21 protein-coding genes and 1 tRNA gene are annotated in these 25,162 nt (G+C 56.0%); 10 read left to right on the forward strand and 12 right to left on the reverse strand.

From position 1 onward, the window contains the following. Window positions 1–20: 20 nt before the first annotated feature. From gcvP to BVC71_RS10765, 5 genes are all read left to right on the forward strand, one after another. Complete coding sequence (gcvP, locus tag BVC71_RS10745) at window positions 21–2,861, forward strand: aminomethyl-transferring glycine dehydrogenase (protein ID WP_086451659.1); 2,841 nt, start codon at window positions 21–23, stop codon at window positions 2,859–2,861. A gap of 224 nt (window positions 2,862–3,085) precedes the next feature. Beyond that, window positions 3,086–3,799: a Crp/Fnr family transcriptional regulator gene (locus BVC71_RS10750; protein WP_086451660.1), complete on the forward strand. Its 714-nt coding sequence runs from the start codon at window positions 3,086–3,088 to the stop codon at window positions 3,797–3,799. A gap of 87 nt (window positions 3,800–3,886) precedes the next feature. Further along, window positions 3,887–4,978 (forward strand): carboxynorspermidine decarboxylase, encoded by a 1,092-nt coding sequence (locus BVC71_RS10755; protein ID WP_086451835.1) that lies wholly within the window; start codon window positions 3,887–3,889, stop codon window positions 4,976–4,978. 57 nt (window positions 4,979–5,035) lie between these two features. Further along, on the forward strand, window positions 5,036–6,280 hold the full coding sequence (locus tag BVC71_RS10760; RefSeq protein ID WP_086451661.1) for a saccharopine dehydrogenase family protein: 1,245 nt from the start codon (window positions 5,036–5,038) through the stop codon (window positions 6,278–6,280). A 68-nt stretch (window positions 6,281–6,348) separates the two neighbouring features. Continuing rightward, window positions 6,349–6,744, forward strand: coding sequence for a PaaI family thioesterase (locus tag BVC71_RS10765; RefSeq protein WP_086451662.1), 396 nt, complete (start codon window positions 6,349–6,351; stop codon window positions 6,742–6,744). A gap of 15 nt (window positions 6,745–6,759) precedes the next feature. On the opposite strand, the gene BVC71_RS10770 is transcribed toward BVC71_RS10765, so the two are convergent. From BVC71_RS10770 to BVC71_RS10810, 9 genes are all read right to left on the reverse strand, one after another. Continuing rightward, window positions 6,760–6,834: transfer RNA gene (locus BVC71_RS10770), tRNA-Glu, on the reverse strand. A gap of 90 nt (window positions 6,835–6,924) precedes the next feature. Further along, a complete protein-coding gene (recJ, locus tag BVC71_RS10775; RefSeq protein WP_086451836.1) occupies window positions 6,925–8,673 on the reverse strand; it encodes a single-stranded-DNA-specific exonuclease RecJ in 1,749 nt (582 codons plus the stop codon). An 83-nt stretch (window positions 8,674–8,756) separates the two neighbouring features. Then, window positions 8,757–9,719, reverse strand: coding sequence for a class II fructose-bisphosphatase (gene glpX / locus BVC71_RS10780; protein ID WP_086451663.1), 963 nt, complete (start codon window positions 9,717–9,719; stop codon window positions 8,757–8,759). Window positions 9,720–9,930: 211 nt separating this feature from the next. Further along, entirely contained in the window at window positions 9,931–11,217 is a 1,287-nt protein-coding gene (locus BVC71_RS10785; RefSeq protein ID WP_086451664.1) for a homoserine dehydrogenase, read from the reverse strand. A 75-nt stretch (window positions 11,218–11,292) separates the two neighbouring features. Next, a complete protein-coding gene (locus tag BVC71_RS10790; RefSeq protein WP_086451665.1) occupies window positions 11,293–11,514 on the reverse strand; it encodes a hypothetical protein in 222 nt (73 codons plus the stop codon). A gap of 83 nt (window positions 11,515–11,597) precedes the next feature. Next, window positions 11,598–12,509 (reverse strand): pirin family protein, encoded by a 912-nt coding sequence (locus BVC71_RS10795; protein ID WP_086451666.1) that lies wholly within the window; start codon window positions 12,507–12,509, stop codon window positions 11,598–11,600. Window positions 12,510–12,608: 99 nt separating this feature from the next. After that, entirely contained in the window at window positions 12,609–13,193 is a 585-nt protein-coding gene (locus BVC71_RS10800) for a TadE/TadG family type IV pilus assembly protein (protein WP_086451667.1), read from the reverse strand. Next, a complete protein-coding gene (locus tag BVC71_RS10805; protein ID WP_086451668.1) occupies window positions 13,193–13,738 on the reverse strand; it encodes a TadE/TadG family type IV pilus assembly protein in 546 nt (181 codons plus the stop codon). The genes BVC71_RS10800 and BVC71_RS10805 overlap by 1 nt, the downstream gene beginning before the upstream one ends. Window positions 13,739–13,749: 11 nt before the next feature. After that, window positions 13,750–15,156, reverse strand: a complete 1,407-nt coding sequence (locus BVC71_RS10810; protein ID WP_240516834.1) for a TadE/TadG family type IV pilus assembly protein — start codon at window positions 15,154–15,156, stop codon at window positions 13,750–13,752. Window positions 15,157–15,499: 343 nt separating this feature from the next. On the opposite strand from BVC71_RS10810, the gene BVC71_RS10815 reads away from it, so the two are divergent. After that, on the forward strand, window positions 15,500–16,954 hold the full coding sequence (locus tag BVC71_RS10815) for a Glu/Leu/Phe/Val family dehydrogenase (protein WP_086451670.1): 1,455 nt from the start codon (window positions 15,500–15,502) through the stop codon (window positions 16,952–16,954). A gap of 33 nt (window positions 16,955–16,987) precedes the next feature. Here BVC71_RS10815 and choV read toward each other — a convergent pair whose 3' ends face one another. From choV to choX, 3 genes are all read right to left on the reverse strand, one after another. Continuing rightward, entirely contained in the window at window positions 16,988–18,001 is a 1,014-nt protein-coding gene (gene choV, locus BVC71_RS10820) for a choline ABC transporter ATP-binding protein (RefSeq protein WP_086451671.1), read from the reverse strand. Continuing rightward, the gene (choW, locus tag BVC71_RS10825) at window positions 18,001–18,834 is read right to left on the reverse strand and encodes a choline ABC transporter permease subunit (RefSeq protein ID WP_086451837.1); all 834 of its coding nucleotides are present in this window, start codon (window positions 18,832–18,834) and stop codon (window positions 18,001–18,003) included. The genes choV and choW overlap by 1 nt, the downstream gene beginning before the upstream one ends. 96 nt (window positions 18,835–18,930) lie before the next feature. After that, on the reverse strand, window positions 18,931–19,848 hold the full coding sequence (choX, locus tag BVC71_RS10830; protein ID WP_086451672.1) for a choline ABC transporter substrate-binding protein: 918 nt from the start codon (window positions 19,846–19,848) through the stop codon (window positions 18,931–18,933). A 93-nt stretch (window positions 19,849–19,941) separates the two neighbouring features. On the opposite strand from choX, the gene betI reads away from it, so the two are divergent. From betI to betA, 4 genes are read left to right on the forward strand one after another with little or no spacing between them, the layout of a single operon-like run. Continuing rightward, on the forward strand, window positions 19,942–20,523 hold the full coding sequence (gene betI / locus BVC71_RS10835) for a choline-binding transcriptional repressor BetI (RefSeq protein ID WP_086451673.1): 582 nt from the start codon (window positions 19,942–19,944) through the stop codon (window positions 20,521–20,523). Further along, on the forward strand, window positions 20,520–22,034 hold the full coding sequence (betC, locus tag BVC71_RS10840) for a choline-sulfatase (protein ID WP_086451674.1): 1,515 nt from the start codon (window positions 20,520–20,522) through the stop codon (window positions 22,032–22,034). Before betI ends, betC begins: the two co-directional genes overlap by 4 nt. Window position 22,035: 1 nt before the next feature. Next, complete coding sequence (betB, locus tag BVC71_RS10845; protein ID WP_086451675.1) at window positions 22,036–23,496, forward strand: betaine-aldehyde dehydrogenase; 1,461 nt, start codon at window positions 22,036–22,038, stop codon at window positions 23,494–23,496. Continuing rightward, entirely contained in the window at window positions 23,496–25,154 is a 1,659-nt protein-coding gene (betA, locus tag BVC71_RS10850; protein WP_086451838.1) for a choline dehydrogenase, read from the forward strand. The genes betB and betA overlap by 1 nt, the downstream gene beginning before the upstream one ends. Window positions 25,155–25,162 lie beyond the last annotated feature (8 nt).

The raw sequence follows: 25,162 nt of genomic DNA on the forward strand, positions 1-25,162 counted from the left end.
GTATCCAATAGGCTGCGATCATGTCTTTTAAACCGACCGACTACCGCCCTTATGATTTTGCAAACCGCCGTCACATCGGCCCCAGCCCTGCGGAAATGTCCGAAATGCTGGCTGTTGTCGGCGCAGAAAGCCTAGAGGATCTGATCGATCAAACGATCCCTGCATCCTTGCGTCAGGCCGAACCGCTGGATTTCGGCAAACCAAAATCTGAAGGCGAGCTGCTGTATTTTCTGGGCGAAGTTGCCAAGAAAAACAAACAGATGACTTCGCTGATCGGGCAGGGGTTTTACGGCACGGTCACGCCGCCCGCTATTCAGCGGAACATTCTGGAAAACCCAGCGTGGTATACGGCCTACACGCCGTATCAGCCTGAAATTTCGCAGGGCCGACTAGAGGCGTTGTTGAACTACCAAACCATGGTTTGCGATTTGACAGGCATGGAAATCGCCAACGCTTCGCTATTGGACGAAGCCACCGCCGCCGCCGAAGCCATGACCATGGCGCAGCGGTCCGCGAAATCCAAAGCCAAGGCATTTTTTATCGACGAAAACTGCCACCCGCAGAACATCGAAGTGATGAAAACCCGCGCTGCGCCGCTGGGCATCGAAATTATCGTAGGCTCGCCCGATGATCTGGTGGCCGAAGACGTGTTCGCCGCGATTTTCCAATATCCGGGCACCTATGGTCACGTCCGCGATTTCACCGCGCAAATGGACGCTCTGCACGGCGCCAAGGCGCTGGGGATCGTCATCGCCGATCCGCTGGCCCTGACGTTGTTAAAAGAACCGGGTGTGATGGGCGCAGATATCGCCGTGGGATCGACCCAACGTTTCGGTGTTCCGCTGGGCTACGGCGGCCCGCACGCTGCCTATTTTGCGTGTAAAGACGCCTACAAACGGTCCATGCCGGGCCGTATCGTTGGCGTGTCCGTCGACAGCCGCGGCGGCAAAGCGTTGCGCCTATCGCTGCAAACCCGCGAACAACACATCCGCCGCGAAAAAGCGACGTCGAACGTTTGTACCGCGCAGGCGTTGTTGGCTGTCATGGCGTCGATGTACGCGGTGTTCCACGGTCCTGTCGGGCTAAAGGCGATTGCCCAACGTATCCACCGCAAAACCGTTCGCATGGTGCGCGGGTTAGAGGCGGCAGGGTTCGCCGTCGAACCTGATGCTTATTTCGACACCGTCACGGTCGAGGTTGGCGCGTTACAAGCCACCGTTATGAAATCCGCGGTCGAAGAGGGCATTAACCTACGCAAAGTCGGCGAAACCAAGGTTGGCATCAGCCTAGACGAACGTACCCGTAGATCGACGATCGAGGCTGTCTGGCGCGCCTTTGGCATCACCAAACAAGACGACGACCTAACCCATCACTATGTGATCCCTGAAAACATGGTGCGTCAGTCCGATTATCTGAACCACCCGATTTTCCACATGAACCGCGCAGAAACCGAAATGATGCGGTATATGCGCCGTCTGTCGGATCGCGACCTTGCACTGGACCGCGCGATGATCCCGCTGGGGTCCTGTACCATGAAACTGAACGCGGCGGCGGAAATGATGCCGATCACTTGGCCCGAATTTGCGTTCCTGCACCCGTTTGCCCCTGTGGATCAGGCGGCAGGTTATCAACAGATGATCGCGGATCTGTCGGCAAAACTGTGCGTCATCACGGGCTATGACGATATGTCGATGCAGCCGAATTCGGGTGCGCAGGGCGAATATGCAGGCCTGTTGACCATTCTGGCCTATCACCGCGCCAACGGCGACGATCAACGCAAAATCTGTCTGATCCCAATGTCGGCCCACGGGACCAACCCTGCCACTGCGCAGATGTGCGGCATGGATGTCGTCGTGGTGAAATCGGCCCCGAACGGGGATATCGACGTCGCTGATTTCCGCGCCAAGGCGGAAAAGGCGGGCGATAAACTGGGTGCTTGTATGATTACCTATCCATCGACCCACGGCGTGTTCGAAGAAACCGTTCGCGAAGTGTGCCAGATCACGCATGATTTCGGCGGGCAGGTCTATATCGACGGCGCGAACCTGAACGCGATGGTTGGTCTGGTCAAACCGGGTGAAATCGGCGGCGATGTCAGCCACCTGAATTTGCACAAAACCTTTGCCATTCCGCACGGTGGCGGCGGCCCAGGTATGGGGCCAATCGGTGTGAAATCCCACCTTGCGCCTTATCTGCCTGGTCACCCTGAAACGGGCGGCATCACGGGGCCTGTTTCGGCGGCACCGTGGGGGTCTGCGTCGATCCTGCTGATTTCGTGGGCCTATGTGTTGATGATGGGCGGTCAGGGCCTGACCCAAGCCACCAAAGTCGCGATCCTGAACGCAAACTACATCGCGAAACGACTGGATGGCGCGTTCGGTGTGTTGTTCAAAGGATCGAACGGCCGCATCGCGCATGAATGCATTTTGGACACGCGCCCGTTCAACGACGATCACGGCGTCACCGTGGACGATATCGCCAAACGCCTAATCGACAACGGGTTCCACGCCCCAACCATGAGCTGGCCCGTGGCCGGAACCCTGATGGTCGAACCAACGGAATCCGAAACCAAGGCTGAACTGGACCGTTTCTGCGATGCAATGCTGTCCATCCGCGCGGAAATCGACAAAATCGCATCGGGGACTTGGCCGGCGGATAACAACCCGCTGAAACACGCGCCGCACACGGTCGAAGACCTGATTGGCGATTGGGACCGCCCCTATTCCCGCGAAGAGGCATGTTACCCCGCAGGATCATTCCGCGTGGATAAATATTGGGCGCCAGTGAACCGCGTTGATAACGTTTGGGGTGACCGCAATTTGATGTGTATCTGTCCGCCCTTGGCCAACTACGCATCCTGATTTTTTTTGTGAACCCCGGTGGCAAAATGCATACTGGGGTTTACCTTTGGGTGAAGTTGACCTTACGTAAATTAAATCTTAGCGTGGGGGTATTCCCCACTATGATATCTTGAACAAACCTGTTCAATTTAAGGGGTAGTGATCTATTTAAATGTTTTCATGGTGTCTGATTTGTACGGGGACGATCGGATGCCATACGTGTAATCAAGTATTAGGGGTTTGATATGGTTGCATTAACCGCGATGGGAGCGGCGCAATTGAAGGGTCTGAAAAACACGCAACGGTTCCCGCAAATCATGCGTGCGCCAATTTTGGACGGCTTCACTGATTCGGAAAAATACGAAATAATAAATGAGGCGCGCCTATTATTTTTCCGCGAGGCAGGCGATTTCCTGCATCAAGACGTGGTTCCAGATGCGATGTATATTGTCGCACAGGGGCAGGCAGAAGTGGTTTTCATAACTGATCGTGGTGCGCGATCTCCTGTCCTTTTGGCAAATGTCGGAATGACGCTGGGCGTAACGGAAACGATTGGCGATTTGCCCTGTGCCGCATCCTGCCGGGCAAGCGCGGGCAGCTGTTTGTTGATGCTCGAAAAATCCACCGTTCATCGCCTGATCCGCGATTTGCGGTTCCTTCGTAATATTGCCCGTAACATGCACGAGGTTATGATCCGCTATAATAATTTCCGTGCTGCGGAAAAGGATCTGCCTGTGTCGCAACGTGTTGCCCATTATCTGCTGGAATTACGTAGCAGCGACAATTCCATCCGCCACAGTCAGGCGTTTTTGGGCGAAGCTGTGGGCTGTTCACGTCAAACGATCAATAAAATCCTCGGGCGTATGCGCTCAAGCGGGGTGGTTACAATCGAAAAGGGTGTCATTCACATCGAAGACCCCGATGCCCTGAAACACTGGGCTGACCACGACGAAGGTTAAACGCGAAACAGGGTTGTCGGGTAGGGGCAAAGGCCCTATGTGGCGTGGTTCTAGGTTGCGTTTTTCTACGCCAGTGGGGGACACATGATCGACACGCCATATTACCTGATCGACAAAGCACGCCTGACGCCAAACATGGAAAAAATCGCGTGGCTACGCGAAGAGTCGGGTGCCAAGGCACTGCTGGCTCTGAAATGTTTTGCGACTTGGTCGGTGTTTGATTTCATGTCCGAATACATGGACGGCACCACCTCCAGTTCGCTGTTCGAGGTAAAGTTGGGCCGCGAAAAATTCCCCGGCGAAACCCATGCCTATTCGGTGGCGTGGAAAGACGATGAAATCGACGATGTTCTGGCCAATTCGGACAAGGTGATTTTCAACACCGTCGGCCAATTGTCCCGTTTCAACGACGTCAGCCGCAATCACACCCGCGGTCTGCGCGTAAACCCCGGTGTATCAACATCGGGTTTCGATCTGGCCGACCCTGCGCGCCCGTTCAGCCGTTTGGGCGAACATGATCCTGCGAATATCGAACCTGTTCTGGATCAGATCACAGGTTTCATGTTCCACAACAACTGTGAAAATGCGGATTTCGAACGCTTTGACGCGATGCTGAACAGCATTGAACAGCGTTTCGGCCACCTGATCCGCCAGATGGATTGGATCAGCCTAGGCGGCGGGATTCATTTCACCGGCGAAGGGTACCCGCTAGCCAAACTGGCCGAACGTCTGAAACGTTTTGCTGGTCAAAACGAAGTGCAGGTCTATCTGGAACCAGGTGAGGCAGCGATCACAAAATCGACGACGCTGGAACTGACCGTTCTAGACACGCTGCACAACGGTAAAAATCTGGCCATCGTGGACAGCAGCATCGAGGCGCACATGTTGGACCTGCTGATCTATCGCGAAAGCGCCAAAATGAACGAATCCGGCGATCAGGATTGGATGATCTGCGGTAAATCCTGCCTTGCGGGCGATATTTTCGGCGAATTCAAATTCGACGCCCCGCTAAAGGCCGGTGACCGCATCAGCATTCAGGACGCGGCTGGATACACGATGGTGAAAAAGAACTGGTTCAACGGCGTAAAAATGCCTGCGATTGCCATTCGCGAATTGGACGGATCGACCCGTCTGGTCAAAGATTTCACCTATGATGATTTTTCGGCAGCTTTGTCGTAAAACCTTGCCCGTGTGGGCACAAACTCACTGAAACTGGACTGTAGGAGGTCTCTTGAGTTGAAACAGAACGTACTCATCATCGGCGCCGGTGGCGTCGCTCAGGTCGTGGCGCATAAATGCGCGCAAAATAACGATGTGCTAGGCGATATTCATATCGCGAGCCGGACCGTTTCCAAATGCGAAGCGATCCTTGAGTCCGTCCGTGAAAAGGGCGCAATGAAAAATGATGGCGTTCTAAAGGCTCATCAGGTCGACGCGATGGACACTGCCGCAGTGGCGCAGCTGATCCGCGACACAGGCGTTGAAATCGTAATCAACGTGGGTTCGGCGTTTGTGAACATGTATGTTCTGGACGCCTGCATCGAAACGGGCGTTGCCTACATCGACACCGCGATCCACGAAGATCCTGCAAAGATTTGCGAAACCCCGCCATGGTACGCAAACTACGAATGGAAAAAACGCGATCTATGTGCCGAAAAAGGCGTGACCGCGATTTTGGGCGCAGGTTTTGATCCGGGCGTTGTGAACGCGTTCGCGCGTTTCGCCATTGATCTGATGGACGAAGTGAAATCCATCGACATCGTGGACATCAACGCAGGCAGCCACGGTAAATACTTCGCGACCAATTTCGATCCCGAGATTAACTTTCGCGAATTCACCGGCGTCGTCTACTACTGGGAAGACCAGCAGTGGAAAGAAACCACCATGTTCGCGTCGGGCCACGATTGGGAACTGCCTGTCGTCGGCACTTGCCGCGCGTATCAGTCGGGCCATGACGAGGTGCATTCGCTGGCGGCGAACTACCCGCAGGCGGACGTGCGTTTCTGGATGGGCTTTGGCGATCACTACATCAACGTGTTCACCGTGCTGAAAAATCTGGGCCTGCTGTCCGAACAGCCTGTTGTCACCGCCGAAGGCCAAGAGGTCGTTCCGCTGAAAGTGGTCAAGGCTGTCCTGCCTGATCCTGCATCGCTGGCGCCAAACTACACTGGTAAAACCTGCATAGGTGATCTGGTCAAAGGTACCAAAGACGGCGAAGATTACGAAGTCTTTGTCTACAACGTCGCCGACCACAAAGAGGCGTATGAAGAGGTGGGCAGCCAAGGTATTTCCTACACTGCAGGTGTGCCGCCAGTGGCTGCCGCTATGCTGGTTGCGACCGGTGAATGGGACGCAAAGACGATGAAAAACGTCGAAGAGCTGGACCCCAAACCGTTCTTTACCATTCTGGACCGTATCGGCCTGCCGACCCGCAAACGCATCGGCGGGTTGCACGGTGTCGACACCGCTTGGAACGAATAATTACGAAAGGCGGGCCATGGCCCGCCTTTTTCGCTTGTGGTCGCTGGGGTCGCTGACATTCTGGCTCCATGGAAAAATTCGGTAGCGACAGTCCCTTTATTTCATTTCTTGGCCCTGACCTGATCGAATGGCGGGACGGGTATATTCAGGTCGGGTTTGACCTGCGGCCTGAATTGATGAACCGCGCGGGTATTTTGCATGGCGGCGTCACCTCGGCCATTTTGGACCACGTGGGCGGCATGTGCGGCCTGTACAGCGATGATCCCGCAAAACCCGTCTACGGCGTCACATTAAACCTGAACGTCAATTTCCTATCACCAGGCGGGACGGGGCATGTGACTGCAACGGGCACCCGCGTGAAATCGGGGCGGTCTGTATTCTTTTCGGAAATGACATTGATGGACGGCGAAACGATGATCGCAACGGCAACGGGCGTGTTCAAATTGAACAAGTCACATCGTTGAAATGTCAGGGGAAAGTGGCAGCCCGTAGGGGAATCGAACCCCTCTTTCCAGGTTGAAAACCTGGCGTCCTAACCGATAGACGAACGGGCCACTGTTGGTGTGAGGGGGCTTTTATTGTTGGTTCGGCCCAAGCGCAAGAGGGCAAATCATCTTTTTTCAAAAAATAATGAAATGGCCCGATTAGTCGTGCGCTGGGGCGGCGTCCTCTAGCCGTAATTGCACGGATTGGCGGCCTTGCCAGATGTTGATGTCCAGTTTGCCCGCCAGATGGAACCGTTTGCCGTTGTGCTGTTCCAACATCGGCCCCATTGGCCCGTCAAACGCACCAAAAGCGATTCCGTCGATCCGCGCACCCAGACCGTCACCGAAGGTAATTTTCAGGTGGTTTGCGCCAACCCGTTTCGCGAAATGGATCTGCATATCGGGAAACGCGAATCTGGGGGCAGAGGCAGACGCACCAAAAGGCCCTGCTTGTTCAATCTGATTGACCAATTCCACAGTCGCCGCACCTGGCATCAACACGCCGTCCAGACGCAGATCAGCAGGGCCGATTTTATCTGCGCCCTGTTTTGCCAATAGCTCGGCCAGACGTTCCATCGCGGGTTCCAGTTTGTCGCGTGCAACGGTCAGGCCAGCGGCCATTTTGTGCCCTCCGCCTTTGATCAGCAAACCTTCCATGGCTAGTTTCTGGATCGAAGCGCCCAGATCAATGCCAGCAACCGAACGACCCGACCCTTTACCGATGTCGCCGTCGAAACCGATGACGATGGCGGGGCGGTTTGTGGCCTCTTTCATGCGGCTGGCGACAATGCCCACCACGCCGGGGTGCCAGCCGTCTTCGGCGGCCCAGACCAGCGGCGCGTCCAGCCCGCGCGCTTCGGCTTGGGCCATAGCCTCTTCTCGAACAGCGGATTCAATTTCGCGGCGGTCGCGGTTTAGCTGGTCCAGCTGTTCGGCCAATACCTGCGCCTCGCGCGGGTCGTTGGTGGCCAACAGTTTCGCGCCGATATCGGCCTGACCAATACGCCCGCCTGCATTCACGCGTGGCCCAAGTAGGAACCCAAGGTGATAGGACGTAGGCGCGTTATCCATACCTGCCACATCGGCCAACGCGGTCAGGCCAATCCGATCGCGGTTCGCCATGACCTTTAGCCCCTGACGCACGAACGCGCGGTTCACCCCGATCAGAGGCGCAACATCAGCCACAGTCGCCAGCGCGACCAGATCAAGGAACCCCATCAGGTTCGGCCCCTGTACGCCCTTTTCGCGCAGCAGGCGGTTTACTTCGACCAGCATCAGGAACACGACGCCAGCGGCGCACAGGTGGGCCAATTCGCCCGTTTCGTCCTGACGGTTCGGGTTCACGACGGCCACGCAGTCGGGCAGGGTTTCGCTGCCCAAATGGTGATCCAAAACAACCACATCCGCGCCTTTGGCGGCGGCAATCGGGCCGTGGGATAAGGTGCCGCAGTCGACGCAGATGATCAGGTCGTGGTTGGCGGCCAGTTGGGCCATCGCTTCGTCATTTGGGCCGTAGCCTTCGTCGATGCGGTCGGGGATGTATAGCGTGGCGTTGCGGCCCATCGTGCGAAGCCAGACAATCAGCAGCGCAGCCGATGATCCGCCATCCACGTCATAGTCGCCAAACACAGCGATCCGTTCGTTGCGGTCCAGCGCCTGAATAAAACGTGCGGCGGCGCGGTCCATATCCAGCATGGAACGCGGATCGGGCAGCATTTCGCGCAAGGTGGGGTTTAGGAACCCGTCGGCTTCGTGTGGTTCGACACCGCGGCGGGCCAAGGTACGGCACACAGGCGCGGGCAGGGCGGTGGCCTGTTCGATGGCTTCGGACAGGCGGTCAACCTCGATCGTGGGACCAACCCAGCGGCGCCCTGTGACAGAGCAATCTACATTCAGAAAAGACGTCATAGCCTGCTTATCCGCCATTCGGTGAAACTGTGCAACGGATAGCAAAAGGGCCGGTGAATGAACACCGGCCCCGTTTGGCAACGTTAGACTGGGTTGCGGTATGTCATGCGGCGGATCGACCCTGTTTTCGACCGCATTAGGATCGTTTCAGTGGTCAGGAAACCCGGTTCGCGTTTGATGCCAGCCACCAGCGATCCGTCGGTCACGCCTGTCGCGGCAAAGATCACGTCGCCTTTGACCAATTCGTCGCGGGTGTAGACGCGGTCGAAATCGGTGATGCCCGCTTTGGTCGCGCGGCCGCGTTCGTCGTCGTTGCGGAACAATAGTTTGCCATAGAACTGTCCGCCCATGCATTTCAGGGCAGCTGCTGCTAGAACGCCTTCGGGTGCGCCGCCGGAACCCATGTACATGTCGATGCCGGTTTTGTCCGCATCCGCGCAGTGCATAACGCCAGCAACGTCGCCGTCGGTGATCAGGCGGATTGCAGCGCCAGTGGTGCGCAGTTCGGCGATCATGGCGTCGTGACGTGGACGTTCCAGAACGCAAACGGTGATGTCTTTCGCGTCGCAACCTTTGGCCGCGGCCAGTGCGTTCACGCGTTCGGCTGGTGTCATGTCCATTGTCACGGTGTCAGCGTCATAGCCTGGGCCAATCGCCAGTTTTTCCATGTAAACGTCAGGCGCGTGCAGCATGGTGCCGCGTGGGCCCATTGCGATGACGGTCAATGCGTTTGGCATGTCTTTCGCGGTCAGGGTGGTGCCCTCTAGCGGGTCCAGCGCGATGTCGACGGCCGGGCCTTCGCCCGAACCGACCTCTTCGCCGATGTACAGCATTGGGGCTTCGTCGCGTTCGCCTTCGCCGATGACAACAACGCCTTGGATCGCCAGTTTGTTCAGCTGGTCGCGCATCGCGTTAACGGCGGCCTGATCTGCCGCTTTTTCATCGCCGTGGCCGATCAAGCCAGCCGATGCAATGGCCGCCTGTTCCGATACGCGGGCAAGGCCCAGCGACAGCATGCGGTCGTGAAATTCAGGAATGGTCGCCATAATAGTGTCCCCAAGGTCTAATTTGGGGCCATGTAGGCGCAACGGTTTGGGGGGCTCAAGTCTGGTGGCGCTAACGAACGCATTGTTCGCGCTAACGAAAATCAAAACCTGTCAAAGAATATCAAAACGAATACAAACTGCATCAAAAATGATGTTTGTTTGATCCCAGCGCCGCAAAACGAAAAGGCCGCCCGTAGGCGACCAATTATTTTTAGACTCGTTCAATGCGCAGGGCGATCGGCGTTCCATCGACAACGCCTGTGGCGGCGAACCCTTCGATGGCTTGGTCCAATGCCTGACGCGTGATTTTATGCGTCACGATCACAACGGGGGCGTAGGTGCCTTCTTCGTGATCGTGCTGGCGCATGCGGTGGATCGATACGCCTGCATCACCCAAGGCCGACGCGACCTTGCCCATTGCGCCGGGTTTATCCAGTAGGTTCAAACGGATGTAGTATGGCGCAGGAACAGCCGCGCGTGCCGATGGCGCCCGACGCAGGGTGGTCGCAGGCTGACCAAAGGTCGGCATCATCAGGCCGCGCGCGATATCGCAGACGTCGCCCATCACCGCGCTTGCTGTTGGGCCTTCACCAGCGCCAGCGCCGCGTAGAACGATCTGGCCCACGGCGTCGCCCTCAAGCACCACCATGTTCGTACCACCCACCAATTGGCCCAACGGAGATGTCGCAGGCACAAGGCACGGTGACATGCGCTGTTCCAAACCGCGGCCCGTCATCTGCGCAACGCCCAGCAGTTTGATTTTGTAACCCATATCGGCGGCGTTACGGATATCTTCGATGGTGACGTTGCCGATGCCTTCCAGCTCGACCCCGTCGAAATCGACCTGAGTGCCAAAGGCAATCGCCGACAGGATCGACAATTTGTGGCCCGCATCAATACCGCCTACGTCCAGATTTGGATCAGCCTCTAGGTAGCCCAGACCGTCTGCTTCGGCGAAGGCTTCGTCGTAGGACAGGCCAGCGTCTTCCATGCGGGTCAGGATGTAGTTGCAGGTGCCATTCATCACGCCGATGACGCGTTCGATACGGTTTGCAGCCAGACCTTCGGTCAGGGATTTGATCACGGGGATGCCGCCAGCAACGGCTGCCTCATAACGCACGGCAACACCTGCGGCTTCGGCGGCTTCGGCAACGGATTGACCGTAATGGGCCAGCAGCGCCTTGTTTGCGGTGACAACGTGTTTGCCAGCGGCAATGGCTGCTTCGATCGACGCTTTGGCGGGGCCATTTTCGCCGCCCATCAGTTCGACGTAAACGTCAACATCATCGCGGGTGGCCAGTGCAACGGCGTCGTCTTCCCATGCGTAGCCGGACAGATCGACACTGCGATCTTTTTGGCTACGGGCGCAGACGGCGGAAATCGTGATGTCGCGGCCAGTGCGTGCAGACAGCAGTTCAGCCTGATTTTGCACGATGCGGATCACACCGACACCAACAGTGCCAAGACCAGCAATACCAAGGCGAAGAGGCGACGACATATGAGGCTCCGTAGAATTCTTTGAACGGTCCGCTGTTACCCCGTCCGGCGACGTGGTGCAACGCGAACTACGTAATTAGGGGGTGGTATTGCGCAATGCTGCAGCGCGGGCACGTAAATTTGCGGCACGCTGTTCTAGCGTTGTTGCCGCTGTCGTGTCGGTTGGCGTCGATATTTGGTCAAAAGGAATGAACGACGGATAATCAGGCACGACAATGGAATCGTTCAGCGCATCCAGTTGTGGGAAATCCGCACAGGCCGTTAAAGACAAACAGGACAGAAGGAGAAAGATGCGCATGAACCTGATACCAATGTAATGCGCGGACAATAGACGTTGGGTCAGGGCGGTCGCAAGGGGCGCAGAACGCGCCCCCGCAGATTTTAATGGGCAGGTTTAATAAAGGTGCCGTTGCGCAGCTCTTTGACCGCTTGTTGAATTTCGGCCTGCGTGTTCATCACAATTGGGCCGTGCCAAGCAACGGGTTCTTCGATCGGCGCGCCCGAAATCAGCAGGAACCGAATGCCTTCTTCGCCGGCCTGAACAGTCACTTCGTCGCCTGTGCCGAAACGGATCAGGGTACGGTTGCCCGACATGTCGCGGATGTTCACCTCTTCGCCCATGACCTCTTTTTCCAGCAGAACGCCAGACGGGGTCGAGGCATCGGCAAAGGCGCCTTTGCCTTGGAAAACATAGGCGAACGCGCGGCGGTAGGTGTCGACCTTGAAGGTCTTTTTCACACCCGCTGGCACGAAAATATCCAGATACTGCGGATCAGCGGCGATCCCATCAACAGGACCACGTTTGCCCCAGAATTCGCCCACGATGACTTTGACGCGAGTGCCGTCGTCATCAATGATCTCGGGGATTTCTTTGCCTTTGACGTCTTGATAACGCGGCGCGGTCATTTTCAGATCGCGTGGCAGGTTCGCCCACAATTGGAACCCGTGCATTTGGCCGGCAATGTTACCTTTGGGCATTTCTTGGTGCAGAATACCTGACCCTGCGGTCATCCACTGAACATCACCCGCACCCAAAGTGCCTGTGTTTCCCAAACTGTCGCCGTGTTCGACGGTGCCGTTCAGAACGTAGGTGATGGTTTCAATGCCGCGATGGGGGTGCCACGGAAACCCGCGAATATAGTCGTCAGGATGATCGCCGCGGAAATCGTCGAACATCAGGAACGGATCCAATTCGCTGGGATCTTGAAACCCGAATGCGCGGTGCAATTTTACGCCAGCGCCTTCCATATGTGGCATGGCCTTGCGTGTTTCTAACGTTGGTCTGATGGACATGGCTGTGTCTCCTTTGCCTATTAGACATAGGAAAACAAAAATGCACCGGCAATTGGTCAAACCCTTCGCCGGTGCACAGAATGTATGCGTTAACGCGCCTTAGCAGGTCGCCGAGGATGTATTTCCAGTTTCGCTGTCGTTCCAGCAAACTTGCGCTGAATTGAAACGAGGGCGGGTTACGATCAGGTTTTCAAAGGTGAAATCACCCAAACCAACGTTGAACGCAGGCTCATACGCCAACCAGTTTTCGACAACCAAAACCACTTCGTTATTTGGCATAACAGGCAGTTGGTCTTCGACGTTGGACAATGTGGTTGCGTCCATTGGTGTTACGTTCCCACGCGTTTTCGACCAGCGAACTTCGTAACCATCGTCATCGGTGTAGCGCACAACCGTGACACGCAGATCAGTGTCCTGATTGGATGTGGTTAGGAATTCGTGCAGACGATATACCGCGTCCAGATAGCTGGGCGTGACATAGTTGGTTTCGCGGCTTAGCTGATCGCTGATGGTATAGGCGGCTTTGGCTGTCGTGCTTTGGATGCGGAATGCATCAAAATACACGAACGTCGCCAGATATGCCCAACATAGGATCGGGAAAACCAGAACGGTTTCGACTGCGATGCCGCCGTCTTCGTTCGACAGGAACCGGCCCAGAAACGGGATGTTTTTCAGGCGTTTCATTATAGCGGCTCCTTCACGAATGCGGACATGGCAACCAGCGCGTATTCATCGCCGCTTTCGCGCGGGATCTTTGCGCCTAGACCGATTGTTGGGAACACTGGGTTGAACAGCGCACAGGCGCGAACAACAACCATTTGGTTCGCGCCGCCTTCGTTAAAGGCGACCAATGGCGCTGCAGGGTCATCACGGTCGATACAGTCAGGTGCGCCCGGAATATCTGTCCAGTTTTTCAGATCGACAGGGCGCATTTCGATTTTCAGCGACGTTTCGCATTCAGGTAGCATACCAGCATAATCGCAGATCGCGTCACGCAAGGTGGTATAATCAACCGTAGCCATAGTGCCGATACGAACATCGCGGATAGCCATGTCTACACCGCGTTCCAGCATGACCTGACGGGTCATTAGAATACCGGATTCAAACGCGGACAGCATAAGGGTCAGGTAGATAGGAAAGACGAGCGCGAATTCGACAGTTGCCGAACCGCTTTCGTTCCGGGCGAACCGCCCAAAGGGGCGTGCCAAGAGTGAAAGGATATGGGTCATATTACGTCTCATTAGCGTGTCAGTTTCAGGTTGTTGATCTGCGTTGCGATCGCCGAGAATGCGGACGAAATTTCAACGCCGTCTACGTCAAAGAAGTGGCTGGGCGAGGTGGCGCAATTACGCAGCACGGTGTTGCCCGCATCGGATGGAACCTCGAACCCGATAGTCCAGATGATGATGCCGTTGTCTTTGGCCGCCGAACAGATGTTGTGTGTCAGCTGGTTCATCGTGGCAGAGTCGTATTTCCACCAGTAAAACCGCGAATGGTAACGGGAATCTACATAGTGCTGTAGGTAGTACTGCAGGTTGTAGTTGTTCCAGTGGTTACGGTCGCTGTCGCTGTCGTAGGCCCAGTCTTGCAGACGCAGGGACGACGTGTTTTCGCCGTCAGACATCAGGATGATGAACTTTAGCGTCTCATTGTCGTCATAGCTCGCCGGACGACCTGCAAATGCGGAGTCAACATCGCCTTGACCGATCAGACCGTTCAGTTGCGGACGTGTCGACGGGTCCAGTAGGCCAGCGCCCCATTTCATACCCAGATGGATCGAGGTCTGAATGGTGCCGTTCAGTTGTGAAATCTGGCTTAGCAGAGCGTTACGATCTTGGCTCCACGGAGTGATGGTTTGGTTCGAATAGCGAGGGCAGACGGTGCGGGTACGGTCGTTGTTGCGGCCATCGTACGCCCACTGGAAATGCTGAACCTGATCATAGTCGGATCCGCGCGACATCGAAGTGGTCGAAAAATCGCCGTTCTCGAATTCAAGGCAATACGAATAGCCATGCGTCTGGTTCGTATTGAATTGCCCGAACAAATCTTCGCCCGCGCTAACGTGTTCCGAATAGGGAACCAGCGAAACGGAGATAAGGTCTTCGTTGGAATCGGCAAGAACAGTATTTACGAATTCAGATGCTGCGTTACGCAGGTTGCCGATCCGGTTGTTGCTGTTCATCGATCCGGAGATATCCAACACCATCGAAATTTCGACCTTCGCAACACGCTCTTCTGCGGTGGCGCTGGCCGGAACGGTCAGGCTTTCGTGATAGGACGAACCAGGGTTAGTGACAGCTGCTAGGCCCGAGAACAGCATCGGCACTTCGACCGCTGCGGACGCAGACACTTCACTATAATTTAGGCCTTCGTCGACTGTAGGGTCCCCCACCAATGCATCCGCAAGGTCTGCTTTGGTCATGTAGTCGGCGACGACCTCGTCGCGTGGCAATGTTTGATCCAAATCTGCCGCAGCCAAAACTGCGCGGTCCAGCGTTGCTTGTACGCGTGTTCGGGTGGTTTCAACACGCATGAAATCTACGGCCATGCCGGTGACCAATAGGATCATGATGAACACAAAAACCGCAAAGATGACCATGCTGCCATCTTCACGCTGACCAAACAACGTGAGCCGTTCCCGGATCATCCGGTTCCACCGGATAAGCTGAGCGCCCTTTTTTTCCATCTTCGAACCTTTCTTGGTCGATGTCAGTCTCAATTTGGTGGTTTTCCCACCTTATTGGGTCCCGTTATACCTATCGGAGAATGGCGAAAATGGGGCAGGATCGTGCCCATATTGGTTTGTTTGTGTGTGGTCCGTCTGTAATCGCGCCTAACGGGTAGGATTGTTCATGCGAACGCGACAAAACCGCCGCTGCTAAACTTATCCACACCCTTTGCCGTCTAGGACTATACGGTGCCGCCAACAGGAATAGGCGGCCCGAGTCGGCCCTGCGAATCTGGTCCGGCGTACCACCGCAGTGGGCTGAATGGAGGTTTTGGCCGTGAATGTTAATAATACGTTAAATGAACCAAGTTTTCGTGAATCTGTAGAGATTATGTTCAATCGCGCGGTCGCGTTGATGGACCTGCCAACTGGCATCGAAGAAAAAATCCGCGTTTGTAATTCAACCTATACCGTCCGTTTTGGCGTGCGTTTGCGCGGCGAAATGCACACGTTTACGGGCTATCGTTCGGTTCATTCGGAACATATGGAGCCGGTCAAAGGCGGTATCCGTTACGCCTTGGCTGTGGATCAGGACGAAGTAGAGGCGCTGGCCGCGCTGATGACCTATAAATGTGCGCTGGTCGAGGCTCCGTTTGGTGGATCTAAGGGCGGCCTATGCATCGATCCGCGCGAATGGAACGAAGTCGAACTGGAACAGATCACTCGCCGCTTTGCGTTCGAACTGATTAAACGCGACCTGATCAACCCGTCGCAAAACGTTCCAGCCCCCGATATGGGTACGGGCGAACGGGAAATGGCGTGGATTGCCGATCAGTATCGCCGCATGAACACCACCGACATCAACGCCGCCGCTTGCGTCACGGGTAAACCTCGCAACGCGGGCGGTATCGCTGGCCGAGTCGAGGCTACGGGCCGCGGTGTGCAGTACGCCTTGCGCGAATTTTTCCGCCACCCCGAAGACATGGCAATTGCCAAACTGTCGGGTACGCTCAAAGACAAGCGCGTCATTGTTCAAGGCCTAGGCAACGTGGGCTATCACGCAGCTAAATTCCTGCAAGAGGAAGACGGTTCTATTATCACCGGTATCATTGAACGCGATGGCGCCTTGTTTAATCCCAATGGATTGAACGTCGAAAAGGTCCGCGAATGGATCGTTAAACATGGCGGCGTTTCCGGCTATCCAGATGCCACACACCACGCCGAAGGCAGCGACGTGTTGGAAGAGGAATGTGATATCCTAATTCCCGCCGCCCTAGAGGGCGTGATCAATATGGGGAATGCTGACCGCATCAAAGCGCCACTGATCATCGAGGCCGCGAACGGCCCCGTCACAGCAGGGGCGGACGAAGTTTTGCGTAACAAGGGCGTCGTTATTATACCCGATATGTACGCGAACGCGGGCGGTGTGACGGTGTCGTATTTTGAATGGGTGAAAAACCTGTCGCACATCCGTTTCGGCCGCATGGGCCGCCGCCAAGAAGAGGCGCGCCACCAGCTGGTTATCGATGAACTGTCACGTCTGGACGAATATCTGGGTGACAAATGGTCGATGACCCCAGATTTCAAAGAAAAATATCTGCGGGGTGCAGACGAGCTGGAGCTGGTGCGATCGGGTTTGGACGACACCATGCGAACCGCTTATCAGTCGATGCGCGAAATTTGGCACAGCCGCGATGATGTGCAGGATCTGCGCACCGCGGCCTATCTGGCGGCCATCGACAAAGTGGTCCAAAGCTATCGGGCCAAAGGTCTGTAATAAAAAAGGGGCCGCTGATGCGGCCCCTTTGTTTTAGCGTGACAGGCGGGTCAAAACGGACCCTTCTGTAATCACCCCGATGGGGGTGCCTGCCTCGATCACGGATAGTTCTTTTTCGGATTGCAGCTGTTCAATGATCGTTTTGATCGGGGTTTCCACGTCAACTGTCGATCCCGCGCTGGAACCCGTCGTCATCACGTCGCGTGCCGTCAGAACGCCCAGCGGGTTCATATGCGCGACGAAATCCTGCACATAGTCGTTCACAGGGTTCGCGATGATTTCGCGGGCGGTGCCCGTTTGCACGATACGGCCGCCTTCCATAAGGGCGATGCGGTTGCCGATTTTGAACGCTTCATCCAGATCGTGGGACACGAAAATGATGGTGCGTTTCAGTTTCGACTGAAGGTCCAGCAGTTCGTCCTGCAATTTCGCACGGATCAGCGGGTCCAACGCCGAAAACGGTTCGTCCATCAAAAGGATCGGCGCGTCGGTCGCAAAAGCACGGGCAAGGCCGACGCGCTGCTGCATACCGCCCGACAATTCGCCCACTTTGCGTTCTGCCCAATCGGCCAGACCAACCAGTTCTAGCTGAGTGTCCACGGCGTCTTTGCGTTCGGCTGGCGTTTGACCTGCCAGTTCCAAACCCAGACCCACGTTTTCACGCACGGTCCGCCACGGCAGTAGGCCGAATTGCTGGAACACCATCGCCACGTTTTTCTGGCGAATGCGGCGCAGTTCGGCAGGTTTGGCGTGGGTGACATCGACATGCGATTGCCCGTCCCAAACCTTGACCGATCCGCGGACGACTGGGTTCAGAGCATTCACGGCCCGCAGCAGGGTGGATTTGCCCGACCCCGAAAGGCCCATCAGCACAAGGATTTCACCTTCGGCCACGGACAGCGAACAATTATGCACGCCCAGCACTTGGCCTGTCGCCTCTTGGATGTCGGGGCGACTTTGGCCTTGGTCCATCAGCGGCAAGGCTACGTCAGGTTTTTCACCGAAAACGATGGAAACGTTATCGAATTCTACGGCTGTTCTAGTCATTATTTACGCTCCATCCGCAGCATACGGTCCAGAATGATCGCGACAACCACGATAACCAGACCCGATTCAAACCCTAGGTCGGTACGTACCTGACCCAGCGCGCGCATCACAGGAACGCCCAAACCGTTTGCACCAACCAGAGCGGCCACAACAACCATCGACAGCGATAGCATGATGGTTTGGTTCAGACCTGCCATGATTTGCGGCAGGGCAGAGGGCAGTTCGACTTTCCACAGAACCTGACGGTTCGTTGCACCGAATGCCCGTGCGGCCTCTAGCAATGCCTGAGGCGTGGACGAAATGCCCAAGTGTGTCAGGCGGATCGGAGCGGGTAGAACAAAGATCACAGTCGCCAGCAGACCCGGAACCATGCCGATGCCAAAGAATACGATCGCAGGGATCAGATACACAAACGCAGGCAGCGTCTGCATCAGGTCCAACACAGGTGTCAGATAGCGATAGAATTTAGGACGGTGCGCAGCATAGATGCCGATCGGCACGCCAACGCCCATACAAACTACACAAGACGACAGGACCAGCGTCAGGCTTTCTAGTGTTTCGTCCCAATAGTCTTGGTTCAGAATAAACAGGAACCCGATTGCGACGAACAAGCAGGTTTTCCAGCTGCGCTGAAGAACCCAAGTCAGCGCGACAAACACGGCAATAATGATCAGCGGGTGGGGCCATTCCAAAACGGCCAGAATGCCGTCGATCAGGCTCTCCATCAGCCACGCAAGCCAATCAAAAACAAATTCAAAGTTATCTTGCAGCCAATCAAAGCCAGACTTGGCCAGTTTGCCTACCGGGATTTTATTGTCGGTCAACCAATCCACGTTTGGGTCTCCGTTGATGAATGCAGCCATCCCGACGGCAATGTCCATCGGGCGTAAACGAAAGGCCCCGCGAACGGGGCCTTTGTTAAGAGTGGATTAGTAACCGAACGCTTCGGTCAGGGCAGCGGTCGCGTCGCCGCCGTCCATCGTGGTCACGCCGTCAACCCATGCCAGAACAGCTTCTGGGTTCGACTGGATCCATGCCATGGTAGCTTCATCAGGGTCCATGCCTTCGTCCAGAATCTGGCCCATGATCATGTTTTCCATTTCCAGCGTGAAACCGATCTGGCTGAACAGTTTGCCGGTGTTTGGGCATTCTTCGGCGTAACCTGCGCGCGACAGGGTTTGAACGGTGCCGATGCCGCCAAAGAATTCTTCGCCGCCTGGCAGGTAGGACAGTTCAAAGTTTGCGTTCATTGGGTGCGGAGCCCAGCCCAGGAATACAACGTCTTCGCCTTTGTCATATGCACGTGCGACTTGCGCCAGCATGCCCTGTTCGGACGATTCGATGACTTCCATACCGTCTAGGCCCGAGCCTTCTTTTTCGGTCAGCGATACCAGATAGGCGTTGCCTTCGTTGCCTGGTTCGATGCCGTAGATTTTTTCGTCCAGTTCATCAGCGAATTTATTGATGTCGGCAAAGCTCTGCAGACCTTTTTCAAAGGTGTAGGTCGGAACGGCCAGCGTGTAGACGGTGCCTTCTAGGTTGGTCGCCAGAACGTCGATTTCGCCTGCTTCAACATATGGGTCCAGGTTGCCCGACTGTGCAGGGATCCAAGCGCCCAGGAAAATATCCAGATCGTCCGATTCCAGCGACGCGTAGGTAACAGGCACGGACAGAATTTTCACGTCTACGTCGTAACCCAGTGCTTCTAGCACGTGTTTCGCGGTCGATGTGGTGGTGGTGATGTCGGTCCAACCCACGTCGGACATGGTAACGGTGCCACAGTCAGCGAATGCAGGTGCAGCAGCTGCGCACAGCGCGACGACGGATAGTGCAGATTTAATCTTCATTTTTGTCTCCTGTTGGTCGTGATGGTTTTTTGTTGATTGACGAGTCAATAAACAACCACCTAGGTTCGAATAGCAAGCAGTTTTGGAGATACTATGCCCAAAGTCGGGATGGAACCTATCCGCCGTGCGGCCCTTGTTCAGGCAACGATTGATGAAATCGGGGCCTCAGGCTCTTTGGATGTTACGGTGTCACAGATTGCCAAACGGGCTGGTATGTCGTCGGCGCTTGCGCACCACTACTTCGGTGGGAAAGAACAGATTTTTCTAGCCGCTATGCGACATACTTTGGCTGTTTACGCCGCCGAAGTCCGCGGCGCGCTGGGCATGGCCGATAGTCCCCGTACCCGGATCGAAGCGATCGTGCGCGCGGGCTTCGGCACGACGAACTTCCGTCGAGAGGTCGTTTCCGCATGGCTTAATTTTTACGTACTTGCACAAACTTCAGGCGAAGCGGGGCGGCTGCTGAACGTCTATCAGCGCCGTTTGCATGCGAATCTGTTGTACAACCTGCGCCCCTTGGTGGGCGACAAAGCCGAAGAGGTCGCCCAGCGGATCGGCGGCCTGATCGACGGAATTTATCTACGCGAAGCATTGGGTACCAAAACAACAAACGGGTCCAAAGCGACCGCCATGGTTCTGGCGGCGCTGGACCTTGAATTAGGACAGGGAAAATGACGAAACCAAATATTCTGATCATCATGGTCGACCAGCTGAACGGTACGCTGTTCCCAGATGGCCCTGCGGATTGGCTGCATACCCCGCACATCAAAAAGCTGGCCGAACGGTCGACACGTTTCCAAAATGCCTACACCGGATCGCCGCTGTGCGCCCCTGCACGCGCAGCATATATGGCGGGTCAATTGCCCAGCCGCACGCGCGTCTACGATAACGCGGCTGAATATGCGTCGGACATCCCGACATACGCGCACCATCTGCGCCGCGCGGGATATCAAACCACGCTATCGGGCAAGATGCATTTCGTCGGTCCTGATCAGATGCACGGGTTCGAAGAGCGCCTGACCACAGACATCTACCCCGCCGATTTCGGTTGGACCCCTGATTACCGCAAACCCGGCGAACGGATCGATTGGTGGTATCACAACATGGGGTCGGTCACTGGCGCTGGCGTTGCCGAAATTTCCAACCAGATGGAATATGATGACGAGGTCGCCTATAACGCGACCCGCAAACTGTATGATCTGGCGCGTGGCCATGATGAACGTCCGTGGTGCCTGACGGTGTCTTTCACGCACCCACATGACCCTTATGTGGCCCGCAAAAAATACTGGGACCTGTACGAAGATTGCGAACATCTGGAACCTCAGGTCGGCCCGATCCCTTACGAAGACTTGGACAATCACAACAAACGCATCATGGATGCGAATGATTGGCGCAGCTTTGATATCACGGCCGAAGACGTGCGTCGTTCGCGCCGCGCCTACTTTGCCAACATCAGCTATCTGGATGATAAAGTTGGCGAAATCATGGACGTGCTGGAACGCACGCGCATGGCTGATAACACGATTGTTGTGTTTGTTTCGGACCACGGCGACATGCTGGGCGAACGCGGCATGTGGTTCAAAATGTCATTTTTCGAAGGTTCGGCCCGCGTTCCGCTTATGATCGCCGCGCCGAATATGGAACCGGGTCTGGTTACCGCGCCTGTGTCCACCATCGACGTCTGCCCAACCTTGTGCGATCTGGCTGGCGTGTCGATGGAAGAGGTCGAACCATGGACCGACGGCGAAACGCTGGTGCCATTGGGGCAGGGCGTGGAGCGCGTGTCACCTGTTCTGATGGAATACGCCGCCGAAGGGTCCTATGCCCCGCTCGTGTCGATCCGTGAAGGTGACTATAAATATACCCGCTGCAAATTGGACCCTGATCAGCTGTTCAATTTGGCCGATGACCCTAACGAATTGCACAATTTGGCGGACGACCCTGCGCATTCTGAAACTCTGGCGAAATTGCGTGAAAAATCGCTGCTGCGCTGGGATTTGGATGCCTATGACGCCGCCGTTCGCGAAAGCCAAGCCCGCCGCTGGGTTGTTTACGAAGCTCTGCGGAACGGCGCGTATTTCCCTTGGGATTACCAGCCGCTGCAACAAGCATCCGAACGATACATGCGCAACCACATGGACCTGAATGTGGTCGAAGAAAACCAACGCTTTCCGCGTGGAGAATAATATGCCTTACGATACCCAACCCATCGCATCCCATTTTATTGACGGCGAATACGTCGAAGACACCGCAGGAGACGTGATCGAGGTCATCTATCCCGCAACTGGTGAAGTCATCGCCAAAGTCCACGCCGCAACCCCTGCAATCGTGGACCGCGCGCTGGCGTCCGCCAAGGTGGCGCATGCCGAATGGGCCGCAATGTCGGGCACCGAACGTGGCCGTATCCTGCGCCGCGCGGCGGATATTATGCGTGAACGCAACCACGACCTGTCGATCTTGGAAACCTACGACACGGGCAAACCGATGTCGGAAACCACCATTGCGGATGCGACCTCTGGCGCGGATGCGTTGGAATACTTCGGCGGTTTGGCTGGCGCGTTGACGGGCGAACACATCCCGCTGGCGGGCGGTGATTTCGTTTACACCCGCCGTGAATCGCTGGGCGTCTGCGTTGGCATCGGTGCGTGGAACTATCCAACCCAGATCGCATGCTGGAAAGGCGCGCCAGCGCTGGCTTGTGGCAACACCATGGTTTTCAAACCATCCGAGGTCACGCCGCTATGCGCACTGAAAGTTGCTGAAATTCTGGTCGAGGCGGGCGCACCCAAAGGCGTTTACAACGTGATCCAAGGCATGGGCGCAGTCGGCGCATCGTTGGTCACTGATCCGCGCGTTGCCAAGGTATCGCTGACGGGATCGGTCCCGACGGGCAAAAAGGTATACGCCGCCGCTGCCGCAGAAATGAAACACGTCACGATGGAACTGGGCGGGAAATCCCCTCTGATCGTCTTTGATGACGCAGATATCGAAAGCGCGGTTTCGGGCGCGATCAACGCCAATTTCTATTCCACGGGTCAGGTCTGTTCCAACGGCACCCGCGTGTTCGTGCAAAAAGGGATCAAGGAAAAATTCCTGTCCCGCATGGCCGAACGCATGGGGGATGCGGTCATTGGCGATCCGATGGATATGGAAACCACCATTGGCCCAATGGCGTCAGACCGTCAGCTGCAAATCGTCGAAGGTTACATCGCCAAAGGCATCGAGGAAGGCGCGCGTTTGGTCAAAGGCGGCAAACGTCTGGACAAAGACGGTTATTGGATCGAACCGACCCTGTTCGCCGATGTGACCGATGACATGACCATCGCCCGCGAAGAAATCTTTGGCCCTGTTCTGTCCGTTCTGGATTTCGAAACCGAGGGCGACGTGATGACCCGCGCTAATGCCACCGATTTCGGTCTGGCGGCTGGCGTCTTTACCGCCGATCTGACCCGTGCCCACCGCGTTGTTGCAGGGTTCGAGGCAGGCACTTGTTACATCAATACCTATAACCTTGCCCCTGTTGAGGCGCCTTTCGGCGGGTCCAAAGCATCGGGTGTTGGTCGCGAAAACTCCAAAGAGGCGATCAACCATTATTCCGAGGTTAAAACCGTCTACGTGTCGATGAACCCATGCGAGGCACCGTTCTGATGCAAGCTGATTATGTAATCGTCGGGGCCGGCAGCGCAGGCTGCGCCATGGCCTATCGCCTGTCTGAGGCTGGCAAATCCGTCATCGTTATCGAATACGGCGGCACCGATGCGGGTCCGTTCATTCAGATGCCGGGTGCGTTGTCGTATCCCATGAACATGAAGATGTACGACTGGGGTTTCCAATCCGAACCCGAACCACACCTAGGCGGTCGCCGCATGGCCACCCCGCGCGGCAAGGTGATTGGCGGATCGTCGTCGATCAACGGCATGATCTATGTGCGCGGTCACGCCAAGGATTATGAAACATGGTCCGATATGGGCGCTGCTGGTTGGAACTATGCCGACGTGCTGCCCTATTTCAAACGCATGGAAAACTGGGACAGCGGCGGACATGGCGGCGATCCTGATTGGCGCGGTAAATCGGGCCCTCTGCATGTGTCCCGTGGTTCGCGCAAAAACCCACTAACCCGCGCCTTTGTCGAAGCTGGCCGTCAGGCGGGCTATCCCGTCACGGGCGACTATAACGGCGAACAGCAAGAGGGCTTTGGCCCTTTTGATTCCACGATCTACAAAGGTCAGCGTTGGTCGGCGGCGAATGCCTATCTGAAACCTGCGCTAAAACGAGACAACTGCACGTTGGTACGCGGTATGGCCGAAAAAATCGTGATCGAAAATGGTCGCGCGGTTGGCGTTCAATTGAACAAAGGCGGCAAATCCGAAGTGATCCGCGCCAATGCCGAGGTGATCATCGCCGCGTCTTCGATCAATTCGCCGAAACTGTTGATGCTGTCGGGCATCGGCCCTGCGGCACATCTGGCCGAACACGGGATCGACGTCGTCGCCGATCGCCAAGGTGTGGGTAAAAACCTGCAGGACCATTTGGAAATGTACATCCAGATGGCCGCAACCCAACCTGTGTCGCTGTTTAAATACTGGAACCTGTTTATGAAGGGCGTGGTAGGCGCTCAATGGTTGTTCACCAAAACGGGTGTCGGCGCATCGAACCAGTTCGAAAGCGCGGCTTTCGTTCGGTCGCAGGCGGGTGTGGAATATCCTGATATCCAGTATCACTTCTTGCCCATCGCAGTGCGCTATGACGGCAAAGCCGCCGCCGAAGGCCACGGTTTCCAAGCGCACGTTGGCCCTATGCGGTCGCCGTCACGCGGTGAAATCACCCTGCGCAGCGCGAACCCCGCCGAAGCGCCGAAAATCGTGTTCAACTACATGTCCCACGAAAAGGATTGGGAAGATTTCCGTAAATGCATCCGACTGACCCGCGAAATTTTCGCTCAGGATGCGTTCAAACCCTATGCGGGTAAGGAAATCCAACCGGGCAAAGACTGCCAGACCGACGACGAATTGGATGATTTCACCCGTCAGCACGTCGAATCCGCCTATCACCCATGCGGCACTTGTAAAATGGGCGCTAAGGATGATCCGATGGCGGTGGTTGATCCGGAATGCCGCGTGATCGGTGTGGATGGTCTGCGCGTCGCTGACAGTTCCATTTTCCCGCAGATCACCAACGGCAACCTGAATGCGCCGTCGATCATGACGGGGGAAAAAGCATCCGACCATATTCTGGGCCGCACGCCTTTGGCTGCTGAAAATGCGATGCCTTGGATCAACCCGAATTGGGAAACATCGCAGCGATAAAGAAAAAG

The organism is Marivivens niveibacter, from assembly GCF_002150005.2.
Lineage (GTDB): Bacteria > Pseudomonadota > Alphaproteobacteria > Rhodobacterales > Rhodobacteraceae > Marivivens > Marivivens niveibacter.

Bases quoted from the DNA above. Each gene is read 5' to 3' on its own strand.
- gcvP (WP_086451659.1), top strand. From the start codon at position 21: ATGTCTTTTAAACCGACCGACTACCGCCCTTATGATTTTGCAAACCGC.
- BVC71_RS10750 (WP_086451660.1), top strand. From the start codon at position 3,086: ATGGTTGCATTAACCGCGATGGGAGCGGCGCAATTGAAGGGTCTGAAA.
- BVC71_RS10765 (WP_086451662.1), top strand. From the start codon at position 6,349: ATGGAAAAATTCGGTAGCGACAGTCCCTTTATTTCATTTCTTGGCCCT.
- recJ (WP_086451836.1), bottom strand. From the start codon at position 8,673: ATGACGTCTTTTCTGAATGTAGATTGCTCTGTCACAGGGCGCCGCTGG.
- glpX (WP_086451663.1), bottom strand. From the start codon at position 9,719: ATGGCGACCATTCCTGAATTTCACGACCGCATGCTGTCGCTGGGCCTT.
- BVC71_RS10785 (WP_086451664.1), bottom strand. From the start codon at position 11,217: ATGTCGTCGCCTCTTCGCCTTGGTATTGCTGGTCTTGGCACTGTTGGT.
- BVC71_RS10790 (WP_086451665.1), bottom strand. From the start codon at position 11,514: ATGCGCATCTTTCTCCTTCTGTCCTGTTTGTCTTTAACGGCCTGTGCG.
- BVC71_RS10795 (WP_086451666.1), bottom strand. From the start codon at position 12,509: ATGTCCATCAGACCAACGTTAGAAACACGCAAGGCCATGCCACATATG.
- BVC71_RS10800 (WP_086451667.1), bottom strand. From the start codon at position 13,193: ATGAAACGCCTGAAAAACATCCCGTTTCTGGGCCGGTTCCTGTCGAAC.
- BVC71_RS10805 (WP_086451668.1), bottom strand. From the start codon at position 13,738: ATGACCCATATCCTTTCACTCTTGGCACGCCCCTTTGGGCGGTTCGCC.
- BVC71_RS10810 (WP_240516834.1), bottom strand. From the start codon at position 15,156: ATGATCCGGGAACGGCTCACGTTGTTTGGTCAGCGTGAAGATGGCAGC.
- BVC71_RS10815 (WP_086451670.1), top strand. From the start codon at position 15,500: ATGGAGGTTTTGGCCGTGAATGTTAATAATACGTTAAATGAACCAAGT.
- choV (WP_086451671.1), bottom strand. From the start codon at position 18,001: ATGACTAGAACAGCCGTAGAATTCGATAACGTTTCCATCGTTTTCGGT.
- choX (WP_086451672.1), bottom strand. From the start codon at position 19,848: ATGAAGATTAAATCTGCACTATCCGTCGTCGCGCTGTGCGCAGCTGCT.
- betI (WP_086451673.1), top strand. From the start codon at position 19,942: ATGCCCAAAGTCGGGATGGAACCTATCCGCCGTGCGGCCCTTGTTCAG.
- betC (WP_086451674.1), top strand. From the start codon at position 20,520: ATGACGAAACCAAATATTCTGATCATCATGGTCGACCAGCTGAACGGT.
- betB (WP_086451675.1), top strand. From the start codon at position 22,036: ATGCCTTACGATACCCAACCCATCGCATCCCATTTTATTGACGGCGAA.
- betA (WP_086451838.1), top strand. From the start codon at position 23,496: ATGCAAGCTGATTATGTAATCGTCGGGGCCGGCAGCGCAGGCTGCGCC.